At 60.2% G+C, this 21,028-nt stretch carries 12 protein-coding genes and 2 riboswitches; of the genes, 8 read left to right on the top strand and 4 right to left on the bottom strand.

Annotated elements, in window-relative coordinates; genetic code table 11:
* Positions 1-82: 82 nt before the first annotated feature.
* A riboswitch (cobalamin riboswitch) is annotated at positions 83-295 on the bottom strand.
* 180 nt (positions 296-475) lie between these two features.
* Positions 476-701, top strand: a riboswitch (cobalamin riboswitch).
* A gap of 121 nt (positions 702-822) precedes the next feature.
* The 4 genes from AC3IP0_RS15245 to cobM all read left to right on the top strand — a co-directional run bounded on the left by AC3IP0_RS15245 (position 823) and on the right by cobM (position 2,973).
* A complete protein-coding gene (locus tag AC3IP0_RS15245) occupies positions 823-1,014 on the top strand; it encodes a CbtB domain-containing protein (protein WP_223542775.1) in 192 nt (63 codons plus the stop codon).
* An 11-nt stretch (positions 1,015-1,025) separates the two neighbouring features.
* Entirely contained in the window at positions 1,026-1,733 is a 708-nt protein-coding gene (locus AC3IP0_RS15250; protein WP_489315978.1) for a CbtA family protein, read from the top strand.
* Positions 1,730-2,143: a cobalamin biosynthesis protein gene (locus AC3IP0_RS15255; RefSeq protein WP_489315979.1), complete on the top strand. Its 414-nt coding sequence runs from the start codon at positions 1,730-1,732 to the stop codon at positions 2,141-2,143. Before AC3IP0_RS15250 ends, AC3IP0_RS15255 begins: the two co-directional genes overlap by 4 nt.
* 83 nt (positions 2,144-2,226) lie before the next feature.
* Complete coding sequence (cobM, locus tag AC3IP0_RS15260; RefSeq protein WP_489325152.1) at positions 2,227-2,973, top strand: precorrin-4 C(11)-methyltransferase; 747 nt, start codon at positions 2,227-2,229, stop codon at positions 2,971-2,973.
* 143 nt (positions 2,974-3,116) lie between these two features.
* Here the strand turns inward: cobM and nfuA are convergent, their stop codons facing one another.
* The gene (nfuA, locus tag AC3IP0_RS15265; protein ID WP_007912592.1) at positions 3,117-3,701 is read right to left on the bottom strand and encodes a Fe-S biogenesis protein NfuA; all 585 of its coding nucleotides are present in this window, start codon (positions 3,699-3,701) and stop codon (positions 3,117-3,119) included.
* A gap of 189 nt (positions 3,702-3,890) precedes the next feature.
* A complete protein-coding gene (locus tag AC3IP0_RS15270) occupies positions 3,891-6,200 on the bottom strand; it encodes a fatty acid cis/trans isomerase (RefSeq protein ID WP_489325154.1) in 2,310 nt (769 codons plus the stop codon).
* 156 nt (positions 6,201-6,356) lie between these two features.
* On the opposite strand from AC3IP0_RS15270, the gene metH reads away from it, so the two are divergent.
* Complete coding sequence (gene metH, locus AC3IP0_RS15275; RefSeq protein ID WP_489315982.1) at positions 6,357-10,067, top strand: methionine synthase; 3,711 nt, start codon at positions 6,357-6,359, stop codon at positions 10,065-10,067.
* A gap of 119 nt (positions 10,068-10,186) precedes the next feature.
* Here metH and AC3IP0_RS15280 read toward each other — a convergent pair whose 3' ends face one another.
* Positions 10,187-16,753 (bottom strand): NEL-type E3 ubiquitin ligase domain-containing protein, encoded by a 6,567-nt coding sequence (locus AC3IP0_RS15280; protein WP_489325156.1) that lies wholly within the window; start codon positions 16,751-16,753, stop codon positions 10,187-10,189.
* Positions 16,754-17,016: 263 nt separating this feature from the next.
* Here AC3IP0_RS15280 and AC3IP0_RS15285 point away from each other — a divergent pair, with 263 nt between their 5' ends.
* Positions 17,017-17,235 (top strand): DUF2970 domain-containing protein, encoded by a 219-nt coding sequence (locus AC3IP0_RS15285; protein WP_347906962.1) that lies wholly within the window; start codon positions 17,017-17,019, stop codon positions 17,233-17,235.
* A 6-nt stretch (positions 17,236-17,241) separates the two neighbouring features.
* On the opposite strand, the gene AC3IP0_RS15290 is transcribed toward AC3IP0_RS15285, so the two are convergent.
* Entirely contained in the window at positions 17,242-18,327 is a 1,086-nt protein-coding gene (locus tag AC3IP0_RS15290; protein WP_489325158.1) for an ABC transporter substrate-binding protein, read from the bottom strand.
* Between the two features lie 523 nt (positions 18,328-18,850).
* On the opposite strand from AC3IP0_RS15290, the gene AC3IP0_RS15295 reads away from it, so the two are divergent.
* Positions 18,851-20,509: a nitrite/sulfite reductase gene (locus AC3IP0_RS15295; protein ID WP_489315985.1), complete on the top strand. Its 1,659-nt coding sequence runs from the start codon at positions 18,851-18,853 to the stop codon at positions 20,507-20,509.
* Positions 20,493-20,987, top strand: a complete 495-nt coding sequence (locus tag AC3IP0_RS15300; RefSeq protein WP_489315986.1) for a DUF934 domain-containing protein — start codon at positions 20,493-20,495, stop codon at positions 20,985-20,987. The genes AC3IP0_RS15295 and AC3IP0_RS15300 overlap by 17 nt, the downstream gene beginning before the upstream one ends.
* Positions 20,988-21,028: the final 41 nt, after the last annotated feature.

The raw sequence follows: 21,028 nt of genomic DNA on the forward strand, positions 1-21,028 counted from the left end.
GGCGGGCATACAGGACGACGACCGGCAACGCGGACGCGCGTGCCTGAAGAGTTCGCCACCGGATCACCCCGCCCGGTTGAAAGTGAGAATCTGTGACGAGGCAGGTCTCCTGGCTGACGGTGTGCCGGCCTTGAGCCTGGCATTCGCTGCGCCTTCCCGCCGGCCTCATGGATTGAGCCTGCAGTGGCGTGGCAACGAACATCACCGTTCACAGTTGCGGGGGCAGCCGCGGCATCGACCGCGTTCCCTTCTTAGCTTCGACAAACGCCGAAGAACCTCGAAAGCGCAAGGCTACGCATGGTGGGAAGACCGGTCAATCACTGTAGGAGCTGCCGAAGGCTGCGATCATTTGATTTCCCTTTTAAAAACAAGATCAAAAGATCGCAGCCTTCGGCAGCTCCTACAAAGAGCCGGGCATCATTCAGCCTCAAGTGAGAACCCTTGCCAATTGACGCCCAACCCCCGCCCATGCTCTCCTACACACCTTGTTACGGGTGCCCTTCACAGGGTGAAACGGGAAACCGGTGAATCATGTGCTTTACTCTTAAGCCATGTCAGTCCGGTGCTGCCCCCGCAACGGTAAGCGAGTGAAGCGTCAGATCCACTGTGCCTCCAGGGCATGGGAAGGTGATGCTTTCAGGTTCAGGCCCAGGCCTTTGCCCCTCGTGAGCCCGGAGACCGGCCCGCAACACGAAGTGACCAGTACGGTCACTGAACCAACAAACCCGCGGTGGGCGGGCGCTGTTTGAAACCTTGCGCGCCTGGTCGTGCGGTTTTTTGCGTGCGCTCTTATTCCCCGCTGACAGACCAGAGGGAAACGCCATGTCGATCATCAGCAGCGCCGAACACACAGCCGCGAGCACCACCTCAACCCTGACCCAACGTCTGACCGTCGCCGTCTGCGCGTCGATCCTGGGCGCGTGCCTGGTGTATTTCGCCGGTTTTTCGCACATCGAAGCGGTGCACAACGCCGCCCACGATACCCGTCACAGCTCCGCGTTCCCGTGCCATTGAGAGCTGTCGACATGATCAAGCGTATTGCGCAAACCGCAGGTTTCACCGGGCTGCTGGCCGCCCTGTTGCTGACCCTGCTGCAAAGCTTCTGGGTCGCCCCGCTGATTTTGCAGGCCGAGACCTACGAAAAATCCGAACCGGCCGCGGTTGAAATGCATGAACACGCCGACGGTGCGACGGCTGCCCACACTCACGATGCACAAGCCTGGGAGCCGGAAGACGGCTGGCAGCGCGTGCTGTCGACCACCGGCGGCAACCTGGTAGTGGCCGTCGGTTTCGCCCTGATGCTGGCCGGCCTGTACACCTTGCGTGCGCCGACCAAAACCTCTCAGGGCCTGCTCTGGGGCCTGGCCGGTTACGCGACCTTCGTGCTCGCGCCGACCCTCGGCCTGCCACCTGAATTGCCAGGCACTGCCGCCGCCGACCTGGCACAACGGCAACTGTGGTGGATCGGTACCGCCGCCTCCACCGCCGTCGGTATCGCGCTGATCGTGTTCAGCCGTCACTGGCTGATGAAAGTCCTGGGTGCGGCGATCCTCGCCGTTCCCCATGTGATTGGCGCGCCACAACCGGAGGTGCATTCGATGCTCGCTCCAGAAGCGCTGGAAACCCGGTTCAAAATCGCTTCGCAACTGACCAACGTGGCGTTCTGGCTGGCCCTGGGCCTGATCAGCGCCTGGTTGTTCCGTCGTAAAAGCGATGGTCAATACCACGCATGACGGATATCAGCACAGCGCCGACCCTGGTGGTCGGCCTGGGCTGCCAGCGCGGCTGCCCCGTCAGCACGTTGCTGGCGCTGCTCGATCAGGCACTGGAGGCGCACCAGATTGCTCGTCATGAAATCAAGGCGCTGGCCAGCATCGATTCGAAGCGCGATGAACCTGCGCTGATCGAACTGGCTCAGCAACTTGGCCTGGAACTGATGTATTTCAGCAGTGAACAACTGGCCGTTTATGAGCAGCAACTCAGTCATCAATCGCAAATAGCCTTTGAACGCACCGGTTGCTACGGCGTGGCGGAAAGCGCCGCACTGGCCCTGGCTGAACTACTGGCCCAGGGCCCGGCAAAACTGCTGATTCCACGACAAAAATACGCCCAGGCAACCCTGGCATTGGCCGGCGCTGCGTAAAAAACCGATAATCCCCGCCTTTGATCATGAACATTCTTCATCTGAAGCCCTGTTCAACCTCTTTTTCCCCACAGGAACCGACGATGACCGTCTACTTCATTGGCGCAGGTCCCGGCGACCCCGAACTGATTACCGTCAAGGGCCAGCGGCTGATTCGCAGCTGCCCGGTGATCATTTATGCCGGTTCTCTGGTGCCTGCTGCCGTACTGGAAGGTCACTGTGCCGAACAAGTGGTCAACAGTGCCGAACTGCACCTGGAACAGATCATCGACCTGATCAAGAGCGCCCATGCCAAAGGCCAGGATGTGGCCCGGGTGCACTCCGGCGATCCGAGCCTGTATGGCGCCATTGGCGAGCAGATTCGCTATCTGCGGGAGCTGGACATCGCGTTCGAGATCGTGCCCGGCGTGACTGCAACAGCCGCGTGTGCCGCGCTTTTGGGCGCAGAACTGACGCTGCCGGATATTTCGCAGAGCGTAATCCTGACTCGCTACGCCGACAAAACCGCCATGCCACCCGGAGAGGAATTCTCCAGCCTGGCGCAGCACGGCGCGACCATGGCTATTCACTTGGGGGTCAATCACCTGGCGAAGATCGTTGAGGAACTGCTGCCCCATTACGGCGCCGATTGCCCGATTGCGGTGGTTCACCGCGCGAGCTGGCCGGATCAGGATTGGGTGGTGGGCACGCTCGAGGATATTGCCGGGAAGGTTGAAGCCAAGGGCTTTCGTCGTACAGCGTTGATTCTGGTGGGTCGGGTGCTGGGCAGCGATCATTTCAGTGAGTCGTCACTGTATCGCACGGGGCATGCGCATCTCTATCGCCCTTAAAAACAAAAGATCGCAGCCTTCGGCAGCTCCTACAAGAGAATGCGTACACCTGTAGGAGCTGCCGAAGGCTGCGATCTTTTATACTTCACCCATAAAAAAACGGCGCTCACGGGGCGCCGTTTTTTCGTTTCGCAGCGAACACCTTAGTAGTAGGCGTTTTCTTTCTGCGTGTGGTCGGTCACGTCGCGAACGCCTTTGAGCTCGGGAATACGCTCGAGCAAGGTGCGCTCGATGCCTTCCTTCAGCGTCACGTCGGCCTGGCCGCAGCCCTGGCAACCACCGCCGAACTGCAGGACAGCGATGCCGTCTTCGACCACGTCGATCAGGCTGACCTGACCGCCGTGGCTGGCCAGCCCCGGGTTGATCTCGGTTTGCAGGTAGTAGTTGATGCGCTCGTTGACCGGGCTGTCGGCGTTGACCATCGGTACCTTGGCGTTTGGCGCCTTGATGGTCAGTTGGCCGCCCATGCGGTCGGTGGCGTAGTCGACTACGGCATCGTCCAGGAAGGCTTCGCTGAAGTGGTCGATGTACGCGGTGAAGCTTTTGAGCCCCAGCGCGGTGTCTTCGGGTTTTTCTTCGCCCGGCTTGCAGTAGGCAATGCAGGTTTCGGCGTACTGGGTGCCAGGCTGGGTGATGAAGACGCGGATGCCGATGCCCGGGGTGTTCTGCTTGGAGAGCAGATCAGCCAGGTAATCGTGGGCGGCGTCAGTGATGGTAATAGCGGTCATGGAAACTCCTCGCAGGCTTGGGCGCAGTTTACGCCAATCAACGCGCCGGACAAAGTCCTAGTATTTTTGTCGGGAAAAGATCCCGATGATCTCTCCCTGTAGGAGCTGCCGCAGGCTGCGATCTCTTGATTTGTTTTTTAGATCAAAAGATCGCAGCCTGCGGCAGCTCCTACAGGAGGGCCCAGTGTTTCAGAGGTTCTCGTAGCGATTCATGTCCAGCACGCCATCTTCCACCGGATCGTTTTCGTGGATGTAGCGGCTCAGGTCATGGAAGTAAGCCCAGAATTGCGGATGACTGCGGCGTATTCCCCAACGTTCGACGATTTTCTCGAAGCTGTCGGTGTCCTTGGCGCTTTCCATCGCATCCACAAACGCAGGTACTTGCCCGGCCGGGATGTTGAACATGAAGTTCGGGTAGCTGCTGAGTACACCCGGGAAAATCGTCAGGGTGTCCAGCCCCGGCTGATAGCGCAGCGATTCGCCGAGCAAAAACGCCACGTTGCTGTGGGCACGGTTACGCAACAGGCTGTAGACCTCACGCTTGCCGCTGGTGGTTTCGATACGCAGCAGGGTGGCTTCCGGCAACTGGTCGATGACCTTCAGCCCGGCGGCCGGCCGCGAAGTCAGACGGCTCAATGCCTGCTCGGCACTTTGCAGGTCCGGGTCGATGTTCGGCCGCGAACAGTAAGCGCCGTCGCAGCGATTGATCGGGTCGGGCCTGGCATTAAGGTCGCCGTATCGGGCCATTAACTGATTGGCAAAGTCACGCTTGGGATCAGCCGGGTTCAGATTCAGCGCGGTCGGCTTGTCGTCGTCGATGGTCTCGTAGTCCAGCCACATCTTGAATTTGCCACTGTTCTGATACCAATCGTCAAGGTAGTCATCCCGGGAGTCGGCGGGCATCAGGCGCAGGAAGTTCTGCTCGGCACCGTTGCGGATCAGGTCGAAATACAGCCGCGTCTGGGCCTGGTGGGACACGTTACCGAACACATCGAAGTTCACTGCCAGTTGATAGTAGGTGCGCTCAAGCAGCGGATAGTCGAACAGCCACATCGTTTGCGGCACGTCGCCGATCAGGCCTTTGGTTACCGAAGCGCTGTCGAAATGGCGGAAGATACTCAGCAACGCATTGTCGTTACCGGCCCACAGGGTCGACCAACTCGGCGCAGGCTCGTCGGCGTAGCTGTCCCGGCGCAAGGCTTCGTATTCATTTCGCTTGTCGCGGTAGTCGTGCCACAGGCTGAGGACGCTGCCGACATCATCGTTCTGCCCCGGCATCGCCAGCAAAGGCGTGGCCTGCCCGCGATAGTTCGGATCGGTGACATACAGGTCGTGCTCGGGCGCCTGGAACAACGCCCAGAAATTATCGCGGATCACGTCCGTGGCGATCTGACCACGACACACTGGCCCACGGATAAAGGTGCGCACAAAGTACTCGGCGTTATCGAGCATGAACTGATAGCGCGCCTGGGCCGGAATCGCTTCGAAAGTGGCAAACGGGTTGGCCCGGCTCTGCGGCCCATAGCCCGGCAATGCGTCGACCTGCCAGTTGCCGCTGTAGAACAGGCTCTTGACCCGCGCCAGCTTCGCCGGACTCAGCGGATAGGTGATGTGGGTCTTGTGCACGATCACGCCCTGCACCGGCCACAACCGGTAGTAGAACTGCGTGCCCGGATCATCGTTCGGGCGACGGGTGTTGATCAGGTCAATCGGCTGGCCGGTCGGGGTGCGCGAACGCACCCACTGGAAGAAATGCCCAGGCTCGCCGTCCTTGAAGTAGAGATGGGCCAGGAACCAGTGCTCGTACAGCCAGCGCCCCACCAGGCTTTCCCGGGCGCCCGGCGAATTGAGCAGGTTTTCCCATTGCACCACCTGCAAGGCTTCCCTGGCGCTGGGCGCCAGAGCCTGCTGATCAATCGGCGCGCCTGCCGCCAGCCAGCGTTGCAGCGTCTGGTACTGCTGGTCGGTCAGGGCGGTCACTGCCAGTGGCATACCCTCCTTCGGATGCCTGGCGGCGTAGCCGTCGAACTCCGCGGGCATGGCACACATGTTTTCCCGGTTCAGGCCCAGGACGATGTCTTCCGGCAGCTTCGCGTTGGGTTGCAACGGGGTTTTGTGGCCAAGCTCCAGCATCCGCGCCATCAGTGCAGCCTGGCTGCCCTGGGTATCGAGTACCGAATAAAAGCCCTTTTGCTGCCAGGCCTGTTTGCCGGAGGCGTCATAGAACAGTCGGGTCGGTGCCACCGCTTTAGTGCGGTCACCGTCATAAACCGGGACTTTCGTCGCACCACGCGCTGCGCCCTCGCCGCTGCCCAGGTTGAGCTGACAGGCGGCGTCGTTGCAGGCGTGGCAGGCCACGCACTTTTCAGTGAAGATCGGCTGAATGTCACGGCTGTAGGAAATAGACGGTGAACTGGCAGTTGGAATCGCCGGGCCTTGCGCCGTGGCGCCCCAGCTTAAAAACAGCAGCAATGTGCCGATGACGAAGCGATACGACATGTCCCTGGTCCCGAATCCTGAAAAAACGCCGCGATTCTACCGGTCTGTCATCCTTACCAACATGAACGATATTCATGCAAAATCGAGTCATGCTCTAAAAGCGCACAGGTTTGCTATCATCCCGGCCCTTCGTCATGGTCTTACCGAGTAGTCCAAATGTCCGATCGCAGTGTTCGCCTTCAAGCTCTCAAGCACGCCCTCAAAGAGCGCATCCTGATTCTCGATGGCGGTATGGGCACGATGATCCAGAGCTACAAGCTCGAAGAGCAGGATTACCGTGGCAAACGCTTCGCTGACTGGCCGAGCGATGTCAAAGGCAACAACGACCTGTTGGTACTGACTCGCCCGGACGTGATTGGCGGCATTGAAAAAGCCTACCTGGACGCCGGCGCCGACATTCTGGAAACCAACACCTTCAACGCCACCCAGATCTCCCTGGCCGACTATGGCATGCAGGGCCTGGCGTATGAGTTAAACGTAGAAGGCGCTCGCCTGGCGCGCAAGGTCGCCGACGCCAAGACCCTGGAAACCCCGGACAAGCCGCGCTTCGTTGCCGGCGTGCTCGGTCCTACAAGTCGCACCTGCTCGCTGTCCCCGGACGTGAACAACCCCGGCTACCGCAACGTGACCTTCGATGAGCTGGTGGAGAACTACACCGAATCCACCAAAGGCCTGATCGAAGGCGGCGCCGACCTGATCCTGATCGAAACCATTTTCGACACCCTCAATGCCAAGGCCGCGATCTTCGCCGTACAAGGCGTGTTCGAGGAATTAGGCATTGAATTGCCGATCATGATTTCCGGCACCATCACCGACGCCTCGGGCCGCACCCTGTCGGGCCAGACCACCGAAGCGTTCTGGAACTCCGTGGCCCACGCCAAACCGATTTCCGTCGGCCTGAACTGCGCCCTCGGCGCCCGCGAATTGCGCCCGTACCTCGAAGAGTTGTCGAACAAGGCCAACACCCACGTTTCCGCGCACCCGAACGCCGGCCTGCCAAACGAATTCGGCGAGTACGACGAATTGCCATCGGAAACCGCCAAGGTCATCGAAGAATTCGCTCAAAGCGGCTTCCTCAACATCGTCGGCGGCTGCTGCGGCACCACACCGGGCCACATCGAAGCCATCGCCAAGGCCGTGGCCGGTTATGCGCCGCGGGAAATCCCGGACATTCCGAAAGCTTGCCGCCTCTCGGGCCTTGAGCCGTTCACCATCGATCGCAACTCGCTGTTCGTCAACGTCGGCGAGCGCACCAACATCACCGGTTCCGCCAAGTTCGCCCGCCTGATCCGCGAAGACAACTACACCGAAGCCCTGGAAGTCGCCCTGCAGCAGGTCGAAGCCGGCGCCCAGGTGATCGACATCAACATGGACGAAGGGATGCTCGATTCGAAGAAGGCCATGGTGACCTTCCTCAATCTGATTGCCGGCGAGCCGGACATCTCCCGCGTACCGATCATGATCGACTCCTCCAAATGGGAAGTGATCGAAGCCGGCCTCAAGTGCATCCAGGGCAAGGGCATCGTCAACTCGATCAGCATGAAAGAAGGCGTCGAGCAGTTCATCCATCACGCCAAGCTGTGCAAGCGCTACGGCGCCGCGGTGGTGGTGATGGCCTTCGACGAAGCCGGCCAGGCCGACACCGAAGCGCGCAAGAAGGAAATCTGCAAGCGTTCCTACGACATTCTGGTCAACGAAGTGGACTTCCCGCCGGAAGACATCATCTTCGACCCGAACATCTTCGCCGTCGCCACCGGCATCGAAGAACACAACAACTACGCCGTCGATTTCATCAACGCCTGTGCCTACATCCGTGACGAGCTGCCGTATGCGCTGACCTCCGGTGGCGTGTCCAACGTGTCGTTCTCGTTCCGCGGCAACAACCCGGTGCGTGAGGCAATCCACTCGGTGTTCCTGCTGTACGCGATCCGCTCCGGGCTGACCATGGGCATCGTCAACGCCGGGCAACTGGAGATCTACGACCAGATCCCGTTGGAACTGCGCGATGCCGTGGAAGACGTGATCCTCAACCGCACCCCGGAAGGCACCGACGCCCTCCTCGCCATCGCCGACAAGTACAAGGGCGACGGCAGCGTCAAGGAAGCCGAGACCGAAGAGTGGCGCAACTGGGACGTCAACAAGCGTCTGGAGCATGCGCTGGTCAAAGGCATCACCACCCACATCGTTGAAGACACCGAAGAGTCACGTCTGTCGTTCAACCGCCCGATCGAAGTGATCGAAGGCCCGCTGATGTCCGGCATGAACATCGTCGGCGACCTGTTCGGCGCCGGCAAAATGTTCCTGCCGCAGGTGGTGAAATCCGCCCGCGTGATGAAGCAGGCCGTGGCTCACTTGATCCCGTTCATCGAACTGGAAAAAGGCGACAAGCCGCAAGCCAAGGGCAAGATCCTGATGGCCACGGTGAAAGGCGACGTGCACGACATCGGCAAGAACATCGTTGGCGTGGTGCTGGGCTGCAACGGCTATGACATCGTCGACCTCGGCGTGATGGTGCCGGCGGAAAAAATCCTGCAAGTGGCCAAGGAACAGAAGTGCGACATCATCGGCCTGTCCGGCCTGATCACTCCGTCGCTGGATGAGATGGTCCACGTCGCCCGGGAAATGCAGCGCCAGGACTTCCACCTGCCGCTGATGATCGGTGGCGCCACCACCTCCAAGGCGCACACGGCGGTGAAGATCGAGCCCAAGTACAGCAACGATGCGGTGATCTACGTCACCGACGCCTCCCGCGCCGTGGGCGTGGCGACGCAGTTGCTGTCCAAGGAACTCAAGGCCGGTTTCGTCGAGAAAACCCGCCAGGATTACATCGAGGTTCGCGAGCGCACCGCCAACCGCAGCGCCCGCACCGAGCGCCTGAGCTATGGCGCGGCCATCGCCAAGAAACCGCAATTCGACTGGGCGGGCTACACGCCGGTCAAACCGACCTTCACCGGCACCCGGGTGCTGGACAACATCGACCTCAACGTCCTGGCCGAGTACATCGACTGGACGCCGTTCTTCATCTCCTGGGACCTGGCCGGCAAGTTCCCGCGCATCCTCCAGGACGAAGTGGTCGGTGAAGCCGCCACCTCGCTGTACAAGGATGCCCGGGAAATGCTCAGCAAACTGATCGACGAGAAGCTGATCAGCGCTCGCGCGGTGTTCGGTTTCTGGCCGGCCAACCAGGTGCATGACGACGACATCGAGCTCTATGGCGATGACGGCAAGCCAATGGCCAAGCTGCATCACCTGCGCCAGCAGATCATCAAGACCGACGGCAAGCCGAACTTCTCCCTGGCCGACTTCGTCGCGCCCAAGGACAGTGAGGTGACTGACTACGTGGGTGGTTTCATCACCACCGCGGGGATCGGCGCCGAAGAAGTGGCCAAGGCCTATCAGGACGCTGGCGACGACTACAACTCGATCATGGTCAAGGCCCTGGCCGACCGCCTGGCCGAGGCCTGCGCCGAGTGGCTGCACCAGCAGGTGCGTAAAGAACATTGGGGTTACGCAAAAGACGAGACGCTCGATAACGAGGCGCTGATCAAGGAGCAGTACAGCGGTATCCGTCCGGCACCGGGCTACCCGGCCTGCCCGGACCACACCGAGAAAGCCCAGTTGTTCGCCCTGCTCGATCCTGAAGCCCAGGAAATGCGCGCCGGCCGCAGCGGCGTGTTCCTCACCGAGCACTACGCGATGTTCCCGGCGGCAGCGGTCAGCGGCTGGTACTTCGCTCACCCGCAGGCGCAATACTTTGCCGTGGGCAAGATCGACAAGGACCAGGTGCAGAGCTACACCTCGCGTAAAAGCCAGGAGCTGAGCGTGACCGAACGCTGGCTGGCGCCGAACCTGGGTTACGACAACTGAGTGACCCACTGTGGGAGCGAGCTTGCTCGCGATGACGGAGTAACATTCAACATTAATGTTGACTGATAGACCGCTATCGCGAGCAAGCTCGCTCCCACATTGGTTGTCCAGCGGCTGATTTAGCTGTTCAAGGCCGATGTCCCAGGTTGCGGCTCTTCACCCGCAAGCTCCGCAACCTCCTTGCGGGAAAGCTCGATCATCTTCGCGTTGCGCGCCGCCGCCAGTTCGAAAAGCTGACTCATGAATGCGGCATCATCGGCGCTCTCAACCCCATCATCTTCCCCTCCCTGACTCTCCACTTCATCAAGTGACCGAAAGACTTCAGGGTATTTCTCCTTGAGATAACTCACCCAATAGTCGCGCTGGATCAAGTCTTCGAAAAACCCGTCGGACCGCTCCGCATTGACGATTTCCACGCGCGCGTCCGCCAGTTGTTGCCGCGTGACGCCCGAGGCATACGTCATGTGTTTCGGCTGACCCGGCAGGATCAGGCCGTCATCCCAGCCCTCCGTCAGGCCGATTCGATAGCCCAGGCGCACCTCGGCCTCATCCTCCCCGGTTTGAGCCGCGGCCTTGGTCGCCAGATCATCGATCTTGTCCAGTCGGAACAGCTGCCTGGACAGTTTCAGCAGTGCCTGGCCCTTCACACTCAAGCCTCCAGGCGGAATGTCGAGCAAGGCATTGTGGGTGAATACTTTGCTTTCCAGGCCGCTGAACGTGAGGATTCGCCCGTCGACACAGGTGCCATGGGTACTCGAACTGGCGAACAGGACTTCCCGAAGTTCGCTGTTGCTGGCCGCGGCCTCCATCACTGTCCAGACTCTTCGCGTCAAGTCGGCTTTGGCCACCCGAAACTCCCGGGTGTCCTGCAATCGCGAGAGCAAATGAAAGAACGCAGCATTGTCCGGCTCGGCCGCCAGCTGATTCCAGATTTCGCTTTTACCGGCCTGTTCCTCCGCAGGCGCATTGGCTAGCCAAGGGGCCTTTTGCGCGGAGTCAGGCTCAACCTCAGGGAGTTCTTCATCCAATTCGAAGCCGTCACTGTCGTCGTCAGCATCATCAATCAATTCATCTAGCTCGGAGCTCGAGATCCCCAGTACAACATCGCGGGCGCCCGCTTCACGATAAACCCGCAACCGCTCCAGACTCTCGGAGGCCAGGTTGTTGTCGCTCAGATCGACACCAATCATCAGGACGTTGTGATTGCCATCCAGGGCCTGCAGGGGAACCGTTGTAATGACGTTGCGGCTCAGATTCAGGACTCTGAGACGACTAGCATCCAGCGTGCCCTGCGGCCACTGGGTCAGAATGTTATTGCGCAAATCTAGCGTCACCAATGCCTCGAAAGCGCTCATGTCAAAGGAGTCCAGCTCGTTGTAACCCAGATCCAGCCACGTCAGCCGTTCCAAATTACTCAGGGAGGCTATTACGTGTCCGGGATCGTTCAGCCGGTTCGAAGACAGGTCCAGGCGTTCAAGCATATCCATGTGCTGGACAGGCTCGGGTATTGCCACCAGCCCATTGCCACTGAGTTCCAGGGTCTTGAGCCGGGTAAAGGCGGCGAGGAACCCGTCGGAGCCTGTCCGGGTCAGTTTTACACCGGTCAGGTTCAACCTGCCGACGTGCTCGAACGTTGTCGGCATCTCTGGGAGATCACCCAGTTGCAAGCCGCTCAGATCCAAAACGGTATTGGCAGCACCTTCCACGCCGGTCAGGCCTTCGCGCCAGCATTCGAGGATGCGCAAGGCGCCCAGCCTGCGAATGCTTGAAGACATCATCCAGCCTGTGCCGTCAACTCCCCGTGTAAAGATCCAGCCGTTCAACTGGCGCGTAAGCGCTTCGAAGGACTGCTCCCAACCGGCCAGGCGCTCGCTGATTTGCACCTCGGTCGCCCCGCGCTCGCGCATCTGTTCCAGCGCTTGCAAGGCTTCATCATCCGCCAGTGTCGGCCTCAAACGCTGCAGACGCCTTGTGAAAACCTCAGCCCCTTCTCCCGCCGGAATCTCAGGCAGCGCCAGCAATTGCTGCGCAATGGAAAACCCACTCTCGGACGGCGGAAAAGCAAGCGGTATCGGCTCCGTGGCGAACCGCTGCAGGGCACCCTCTGGCAACACCCTGGCAACTTCTATTCGCTGCCAGGCGGTCCGGAGCATTGCACCAGCCTGAGGGGTCAAGGGCGAACCGCCGAGATTGGTTTTGAGCAATACCTCATTTTCCAGCACCGCCACCGGCAGCTCGGAAATCTTGCTGTCGCGCAAGTCCAGCCAGGTCAACTCCGGCAAATCCTGGGCGCCTGCCGGCCACTCCCGCAGCTCAGTCGTGCGCAGGTTCAAGGCCTTGAGGCGAGTCATTGCGCTGACGTCCAGGGTGTTCAGGGGGTTAGTGCTCAGGTCCAGATACTCAAGCGCCTGCAACCCATCGAGACCTTTCTGAACCCCCGGATCGACAACAATCCCGTTATTGGAGAGATCCAGCTGAGTCAATTTTCCGAGATCCTCGGGGCCGATGGGGATTTCGGTCAAGCCGCAACTACGCAAGTCGAGTGTTTGAAGTTCGGTAAACCCGCTGATGAAGCCGCGAATCTGTGCTGTTGGCGCCTTACTCCCCCTCAAATACAGCGTTTGCACCTCCGGGAAAGCACCGGCCGGCAGCTCGGGATAATCACTCAGCCCCAGATTTGGCAAGTCCAGCACCGAGGCATTGGCCGTAGCGCCGTAGCGCTTGAATACGCCGTTGCGCCAGCAGGCTCTCAGGGAATTTGCCGCTAACGTCCGACCTGTTATTTCGTTGATCGCTGTCGACAGTTTAAGCGCACGATAGGACCAGTCGTTGAGGTTGCGGTTGAGTACATGGTGCTGCTCACTCAAGGCTTCGATCGCTCCGTACCTCGCCTCGGCGTCCTGCCACTGCTCGACAAACCGATTGAACAAGGCCTCGTGATTCTTTTCGATGCCCTCGCCAAGGCGTCTCAACTCACCCTTGCTGTAATCCCTGACCATTTCCTCGAGATCAACAAGGTGTGGGGGTTGCCTTTTGGCGTACTCATACGCTGGCCGGAAATTTTCACGAAGGAAATTCGACCAGTCCAGCGACAGTCCGGACCAGAGCTTTTCATGCCCGCTGAAAATGCCGTCGGGCAGGGTTCTGATCCCGGTATCCTTAAGGTTCAATCGCTCAAGCTGCGGCAGCTCGAGCACGCCGGCGGGCCATTCGAACAACGAAGGTGCAAGCACTTCCAGCCGGCGCAGATTGCGCAACTGGCTGACATCCAGCGCAATCGGCGTGAACCCCGAACAATAGACATTGAGGTATTCAAGCCTGGTCAACGCGCTCAGCCTCGTCGGCATGTCGGCGGCGTAGGGAGTGGCTGAATACAGACTCAGATCCGTGAGTTCCAGCATCGTGCCGATGACCTCGGGAACATTGCTGAACTGGTTGCCCGTGGCGTTGATCCGCAGCTTTCTCAACCCGGGAAAATTCGCCAACAGCGCATCGGAATTGGCATCGGTGATACACCGGCCCCGGACGTACAGATCACGCACATGGGAGAAATCCGCCGACAACGAAGGCAGCGCTTCATCACAGGTCAGGTCAAGCAATGTGAAGCGCGCCTGCTCTGCGGCCAACGGCGAGTTGCGCCAGCTATCCTTGAGACTCTGCGCAACCGAAGCCTTGCCGCCCAGCATGCGCTCCAGGGCAGAGCTCGGCGATGGCTCGCCAACCCAATGATCCAGCGTCGACTCAAGCGTCTCCCACTCGCGCAGGCGGGCCTGCAACAAACCGTAAATCTGCGCATCGGTTTTTCCCGCACGCAGCTGCGCCAGGACAAATCCGTTGGCCTGCTGTTCGGTCAGCGCCGGATAGACATCCCGAACCCGCGTTGCCAGCGAAGGGTTGATCCCTTGCCCGCGCCCGCTGGCGTAGTACCCCACCAACCGTTCGTTGACCCGAACCGGAGGCTTGAACGTCGCACGCTTACCGGTGCGTGTCTCCAGGCGTTGCACCAGCTCGCCACGATGGGCGACGGCATAGTCGATGATTGCCGTGCGCAACTGGCTGCCCTGAGCCACATGGGGAACACCCAGCGCCTGGCGCGCCGCGTCGGGCAAGGCATGCATGATCGACGGGTAAAAATTATCTTCACCTCGAGGAATGCCGTTGAGCTCCTCACCGCGCTCATCAAACGCCTGGTAGGCCGATCCTTTCTTGACCACGTATTTGCGCGTGACGGCAGTCTGACTGCCAATGCCATCGATCAGCGGCCCCTCGACGTGACCGTCGCGCACTTCCAGGCGCACGTTGTCGGACCAGCCCGGCAGTTTTTCCAGGGAATGCAGGGCGAGCCATCGGCTGTCCCCCGAAGCCATACGTTCCAGAAGCAACCCGGCAAAAGCCTGGTTGACGCGCCCTTGCCGTGCATACCAACGGCCCTCTTCAAGCATGTTCAAGGGAATCCGTCGCGTCGTTTGCCACCGCGCCAGTTCCTCGGCATTGGCATCGAGCAACACCCTGTTGGCAGCGGATTCACTCAGCCCCGGGCAAGCACGCCGCAGCATCGCCACCGGCCCCTTGACCGCCTCGGTGCTCCCTGGGCCAGCCTCGAACGCCGCCAACAACTCGGCCAGCCCGGGAGGTGGAGGCAGATGATCGAGGTGCATCTTGCGCAGGGCACTGTCACTGGTACCGCTGGCATCGGCGATGGTGAGCAGTTGTTCGTCAGTCAGGGCCTCGGTCCCATGGCCCATGCGCCGCAACAGAGTCAGTCGGTCCCACTCAAGAGGACGTTCCAGCGTATGGCGCCAGGCACCGTGGCCGTTGTGTTCGAGAATCGGCCGCCAGGCCCCGGTATCGGATGGATGCTTGATGCGCCATTTTTTCAGCGTTGAATCAAAGGTGATCTCATACACCTTGCCCGCCTGGCGGAAGTAAGTCCTGCGGTTCGCACGAAACTGTCCCAGGGCATTGGGGGTGATGTCATCGCCCAGCTCAACGTTGCACTCATAGGCCTTCAGGTCGGGTTTCCACAGCCGTGTCGCCCCATCGGGGCGCTTGATGGCGTCCAACCCTTCGATCACGGGCTCCGGTGCAACCGGCGCTATCTTGCCGAGCACCTTGCCGGCCCCCGCCATCGCCGCGATCAACGCCAGGTTTTCCGCGACATCGATCAGGTGCGCCTTGGCAGCAACGCGATCACCCTCACTCCACTCGATAACCCCTTCGAACGATTCGTACAGCAATTGCCCGGCCATCACCGTCAGCATGATCTCGCCCAGCACCGGTACGAACATCGACACCATGTTCAAGCCCAGCATGCCGATTTCCAGCAGGTGATTGAGCTTTGCCGCCCGAACCCTTGCATCGACTTCGGCGGTCGGGACCGCATGGCTGCGCGCATCGGCGATGACCTTGGCGCGGTTTTGCTCGTAGAGATAGGTCCACAGATCGGTATTGGCGGACCAGATTCCGGCTACGCCATTGCGCGTTGTACCCATTGGGTCGAGGTAAGGGTCTTCCACCGGTTCGCGCTTGCCCTGGGTTTCAGGGGGCAGCTCCTTGATACCGACGAATGTGGAGATCGGCGGAATGTACTGGGCGACCTTGACCCAGAAGGAATGCAATGGACCGCTCGGAGCGTCCGCCGCCTTGCGGGTGAACTGGCTGAAATAGTAAGGGCGGTCGGCGTAGGCCACGAACTGACTGAAAAAACGCTGGTGTGCGGTCGGCCTGCCATTGCTTGCGGCCCGTGAATTGCCGGCCGTGAACTGGCGCTTGAATTCGTCACGCAACTGCGCCGAGGTGTAGCGCTTGAGCGGATGTTCGGGATCATGGGGAATGTAGACGATGAAATCGCTGGTGTAGCGATACTGCTCGCTGATGCTGAACACCACACAGCCGGTCATCCGGCGCTTCATCAAGATGAGATCGCGGAACCAGACCTGTCTGTCGCCCATCCGGGGATGGACTTCCCCGCCAATGACCGAAAGGATCATCGAGTAGTCTTGCGGTTCGATGTCCTTTTTCAACAACGCCAGGTCGGCTGCCGCCCTCATTGCGGTTTTCTGGCTGTCGATGAATTGCTCGCGCAGGTTGGCTTGCGCCCGCGTATCGGCTGGCTGGAAAAACCCGTTCACACAGGTTTGATACTGCGCTCCGATATCCAGCGTTCGGCACAGCGACAAGAACTGCCTGACCGTCATGCCCAGCGCAACATCCTGGAATATACCGGGGGTAGGCGTTTCGACGACGAACCCTGAACCACGGTGGAAGGCCCCTTCTTCACACTCCGAGGCCTCGAAGTTGTGCAATGCCGCCTGGAGCAAGGACAGCTTCAACACCTCGAAAGACGTGACTTCGATATCGAACACGCCAACCTCCAGGGGACGCCGCAGGCACACCCAGGTCTTGTTGACGTCGACGTCGATCGAGAACCTGTCCTTGAGAGCCTTGGCCAAAATCGGCCCGGCGAATGTTTCGGCATCGTGCAGCGCGGACATCGTCTGGTCCAGCCGGGACTGCGAGATAAAACTGGCGTTGAAACTTGCCCTCAGTGCCTGCTGTTGCACGCCGGATGCGTGCACATACCAGCCCGGCAGGGGTGTTGCGCTATCTTTGATCGCTGCGCGCCTAGGGGACGTCGCGCTGATCAACCAATCGGGGGTCATGCGCTCAAGCGAATCACTGTGCATGCTGCTTTTTCCTGGCAGCAACGGCTTGGATTCTGAACCTTCAGTAGGCGACTGCACCGTCGACGTCGGGGGCGAAGTGCGGGATGAAATGCTCATACTGTCTCTCCTGGTAAATGGAGCGACAGGACACCACCCAAGGCCCGGACAACTGCGGTACATAGTTACCGCAAGTTCGAAAAGGCGAGACAAAGCGTTTCAGGCAGCCACGGCACGAATCGGCAGATTGGCTATGCTGTGTGCACCCACTTTCAGACGAGGGATTTATGGACGATCCGGCCGATAACAAGCCGCCGACCTTCTGGCAAATGCTGCACAGCGTCATGGCGGCGGCGTTCGGGGTGCAGAGCGGGAAGAACCGGGCCCGTGATTTCACTCACGGCAAGCCGAGTCATTTCGTGATTCTGGGGATTGTGTTCACGGCGGTGTTTGCCTTGACGCTGTTCGGCATCGTCAAGCTGGTGCTGCTGCTGGCCGGGGTTTGATGGGACTCAGTGCATCAGGGTTTGCAGGGTGAACGGGTAACGCCAGGACGCGGGACGTCCCTTGGCCGAGAGTTTGTGGAAATCCACGCCGAAGTCCTGCGCGGCGCCCATCGCCAGCAGTCGCTTGGCCTGTGTCCGATCGATCAGTTGCAACAGCGGAATCTGTCGGTCACGGCCGCCGTACTGGCTGAAGTCCACGCCTTGATCGTAGTCATGCAATTGCACCAGCGCCCAGCCACCGAGGCTGAAGTGCCCGCCCAGCAAGACACTCAGGCGACGGTCCAGCAGTGCCTGCAACGCCACGGGTGAAGTGTTGATCGCGCCGAACAGCACGCCTTTTCCTGGTACACCTCCGGCTTCGACATACGCCTGCATCACACCGAACGCCATTTCGTCATTCGCGGCCCAGACCAGCGATGTCTGCGGATAGCGCTTGAACAGCAACCTGGCCTGCTCGCAGGCACGTTGCCGGGTCCAGCCGCCGTACACCAACTGCCGCAAACGCACTTCGGGGTGCTCGGCCAAGGCACGCCGCAAGCCCTTCTCGCGAAATTGCGCGGACGGGGTGATCTTCAAACCGGAAAAGGCCAGCAATTCGATCGTCTGGCCGGGGGCCACCGGGCCGTGCTGTCGGATCAGCTCCTTGAGCATCAGGTAGCCGCCCTCCTCGTCGTTGGGCACCAGGCTGCCGAGCAAATCGGGGTACTTGTCAGGCCGGGCGTCGATCAGCTTCATCTGATCCGGGGTCAGGGCGTTGTTGACCATGAACAGCTTTACCCCACTGCCCTTGGCCAGCCGCAGGATTTCGGGGGCGATGTATTGCTCGTTGACGAAGACCAGGTAGTCGGGACGATGGTGGCCTTGAAGGGCTTCGCGAGCTTGGCGGAGGGTGCTTTCGGAGACGCGGTCGGAATACTGGATGCGCAAGTCCATCCCCAGGTCGGTCGCCGCGGCCTGCATGAACTGCGAGTAACTCATCCAGAAAGCTTCCGTGGGAGTTCCCGGGTTCAGGAACAGCACTGACGCCGCCTGGGCACAAGGCCCCACGACCATGCCCAGCGTCAGTAATACGCCACACAAAAACTTCAACATTGGTCGTCCGAGCCCCCGGTAATTCGCCGCGCATTATAGCCAGCGAACGTCCGTAAAACGGCGATTTTTCCGGTTTTTGTCAGACAATCGTCGGAACCGGGCCCGGACGGTGTCGCTTACTGATGACTGACCCAGAAAACCGCCGTCCCCACGACCAGAATGATCAGGAACAAAATTGCCCATGCATCAACGGTGCTATCGCTTTTCCGTGCTTTGGTTGGGTTGCTCATTGCATCGCCTCTTGTCGGTTTTATCGGTGATTGCATAAAGACTCGAGCAGAGTAAAGACGACGATTGCCCGCATCACAAACAGGGTCTTTGCAACAACGATTCTCATTAGGCGATTTGGTTCTTTACATATGCTCAAACATCACTTTTACGCATAACTGCAAACTGGTATCTTGCCCCGGCTCCGTAGGGAGTGCGCGGCCGTGCGCGCAGAATTGCCGAGGTTTTATCGGACGCCAGCAAGCCAAAAAACGCCGCTGTTTCCGACCGGCCCAAGCCTGAGAACAGGACTTATATGTACGTATACGACGAATACGATCAGCGGATCATCGAGGACCGCGTCAAGCAGTTCCGTGATCAGACCCGACGCTATCTGGCAGGCGAGCTGAGCGAAGAAGAATTCCGCCCCCTGCGCCTGCAAAATGGCCTTTATATCCAGCGTTTCGCGCCTATGTTGCGAGTCGCCGTGCCTTACGGCCAGCTGACTTCGCGTCAGATACGCATGATGGCCAGGATTGCCCGCGACTACGACAAGGGCTACGCCCACATCAGTACCCGGCAGAACGTGCAGTTCAACTGGCCGGCCGTGGAAGACATTCCGGACATTCTCGCTGAACTGGCCACCGTGCAGATGCACGCGATCCAGACCAGCGGCAACTGCCTGCGCAACGTCACCACCGACCAGTTTGCCGGTGTCGCTGCAGACGAGTTGATCGACCCGCGCCCATGGTGCGAGATCGTCCGCCAGTGGACGACGTTCCACCCGGAATTCGCCTACCTGCCGCGCAAATTCAAGATCGCCGTCAACGGTTCGACCTCCGACCGTGCCGCCATTGAAGTCCACGACATCGGCCTTGAGCCGGTGCACAACGCCGCTGGCGAGCTGGGCTTCCGTGTGCTGGTCGGCGGCGGCCTGGGCCGTACGCCAGTGGTGGGTGCATTCATCAATGAATTCCTGCCGTGGCAAGACCTGTTGAGCTACCTCGACGCCATCCTGCGGGTCTACAACCGCTATGGCCGTCGAGACAACAAGTACAAGGCGCGGATCAAGATCCTGGTCAAGGCGCTGACGCCTGAAGTCTTCGCGCAGAAAGTCGATGCGGAAATGGAGCACCTTCGCGGTGGCCAGACCACATTGACCGAAGCCGAAGTGCAGCGCGTCGCCAAGCATTTCGTCGACCCGGACTACAAGGCCCTGGAAAACCAGGCCGCCGACCTGGCCGAGCTCGACCAGCAACACCCGGGCTTCGCCCGCTGGCGCGTGCGCAACACCCTGGCCCACAAGAAGCCGGGCTATGTGGCCGTGACCTTGTCCCTGAAGCCGACCGGCGTTGCACCGGGCGACATCACTGACAAACAGCTCGACGCCGTGGCCGACCTGGCCGACCGTTACAGCTTCGGTCAACTGCGCACCTCCCACGAGCAGAACATCATCCTGGCCGACGTCGAGCAGGACAAGCTGTTCGCCATGTGGGGCGAGTTGCGCGAGCAAGGCTTCGCCACGCCGAACATCGGCCTGCTGACCGACATCATCTGCTGCCCGGGCGGCGATTTCTGCTCCCTGGCCAACGCCAAGTCGATCCCGATCGCCGAATCGATCCAGCGCCGTTTCGACGACCTGGACTACCTGTTCGACATCGGCGAACTGGACCTGAACATCTCCGGCTGCATGAACGCCTGTGGTCACCACCACGTCGGCCACATCGGCATCCTCGGAGTGGACAAGAAAGGCGAAGAGTTCTATCAGGTTTCCCTCGGCGGCAGCGCCAGCCGTGACGCCAGCCTGGGCAAGATCCTCGGCCCGTCGTTTGCCCAGGAAGCCATGCCTGACGTGATCGAAAAGCTGATCGACGTGTACATCGAACAACGTACCGAAGACGAACGCTTCATCGACACCTATCAGCGTATTGGCATCGACCTCTTCAAGGAGCGTGTCTATGCAGCGAATCATTAAGAACAACGCGGTCGTCGACGAGACCTGGCACCTGCTGCCCAAGGATTTCAACATCGACGAGATCAGCAACTGCGACGACCTCATCGTGCCGTTGCAGCTGTGGCGCGAACACAGCCGCATGCTCCTGGCCCGCGATGGCGGCCTGGGCATCTGGCTGGACGCCGATGAAGAAGCCGAGGAAATAGGCGAAGACGTGGCGCAGTTCCAGGTCATCGCCCTGAACTTCCCGGCATTCACCGATGGCCGCAACTACTCCAACGCCCGCCTGCTGCGCGACCGTTACGGTTTCAAGGGCGAATTGCGGGCCATTGGCGACGTGCTGCGTGACCAGTTGTTCTACATGCATCGCTGTGGTTTCGACGCGTTCGCCATTCGCGCCGACAAAGATCCGCACGAAGCCCTTGAAGGCCTCAGGGACTTCTCGGTGACCTACCAGGCCGCTACCGACGAACCGCTGCCACTGTTCCGTCGTCGCTGACCGTCACGCCTTGAACCCCGGCCCGGGGTTCAAGGCGTTCC

The sequence above is a fragment of the Pseudomonas sp. GL_103 genome (assembly GCF_057835175.1).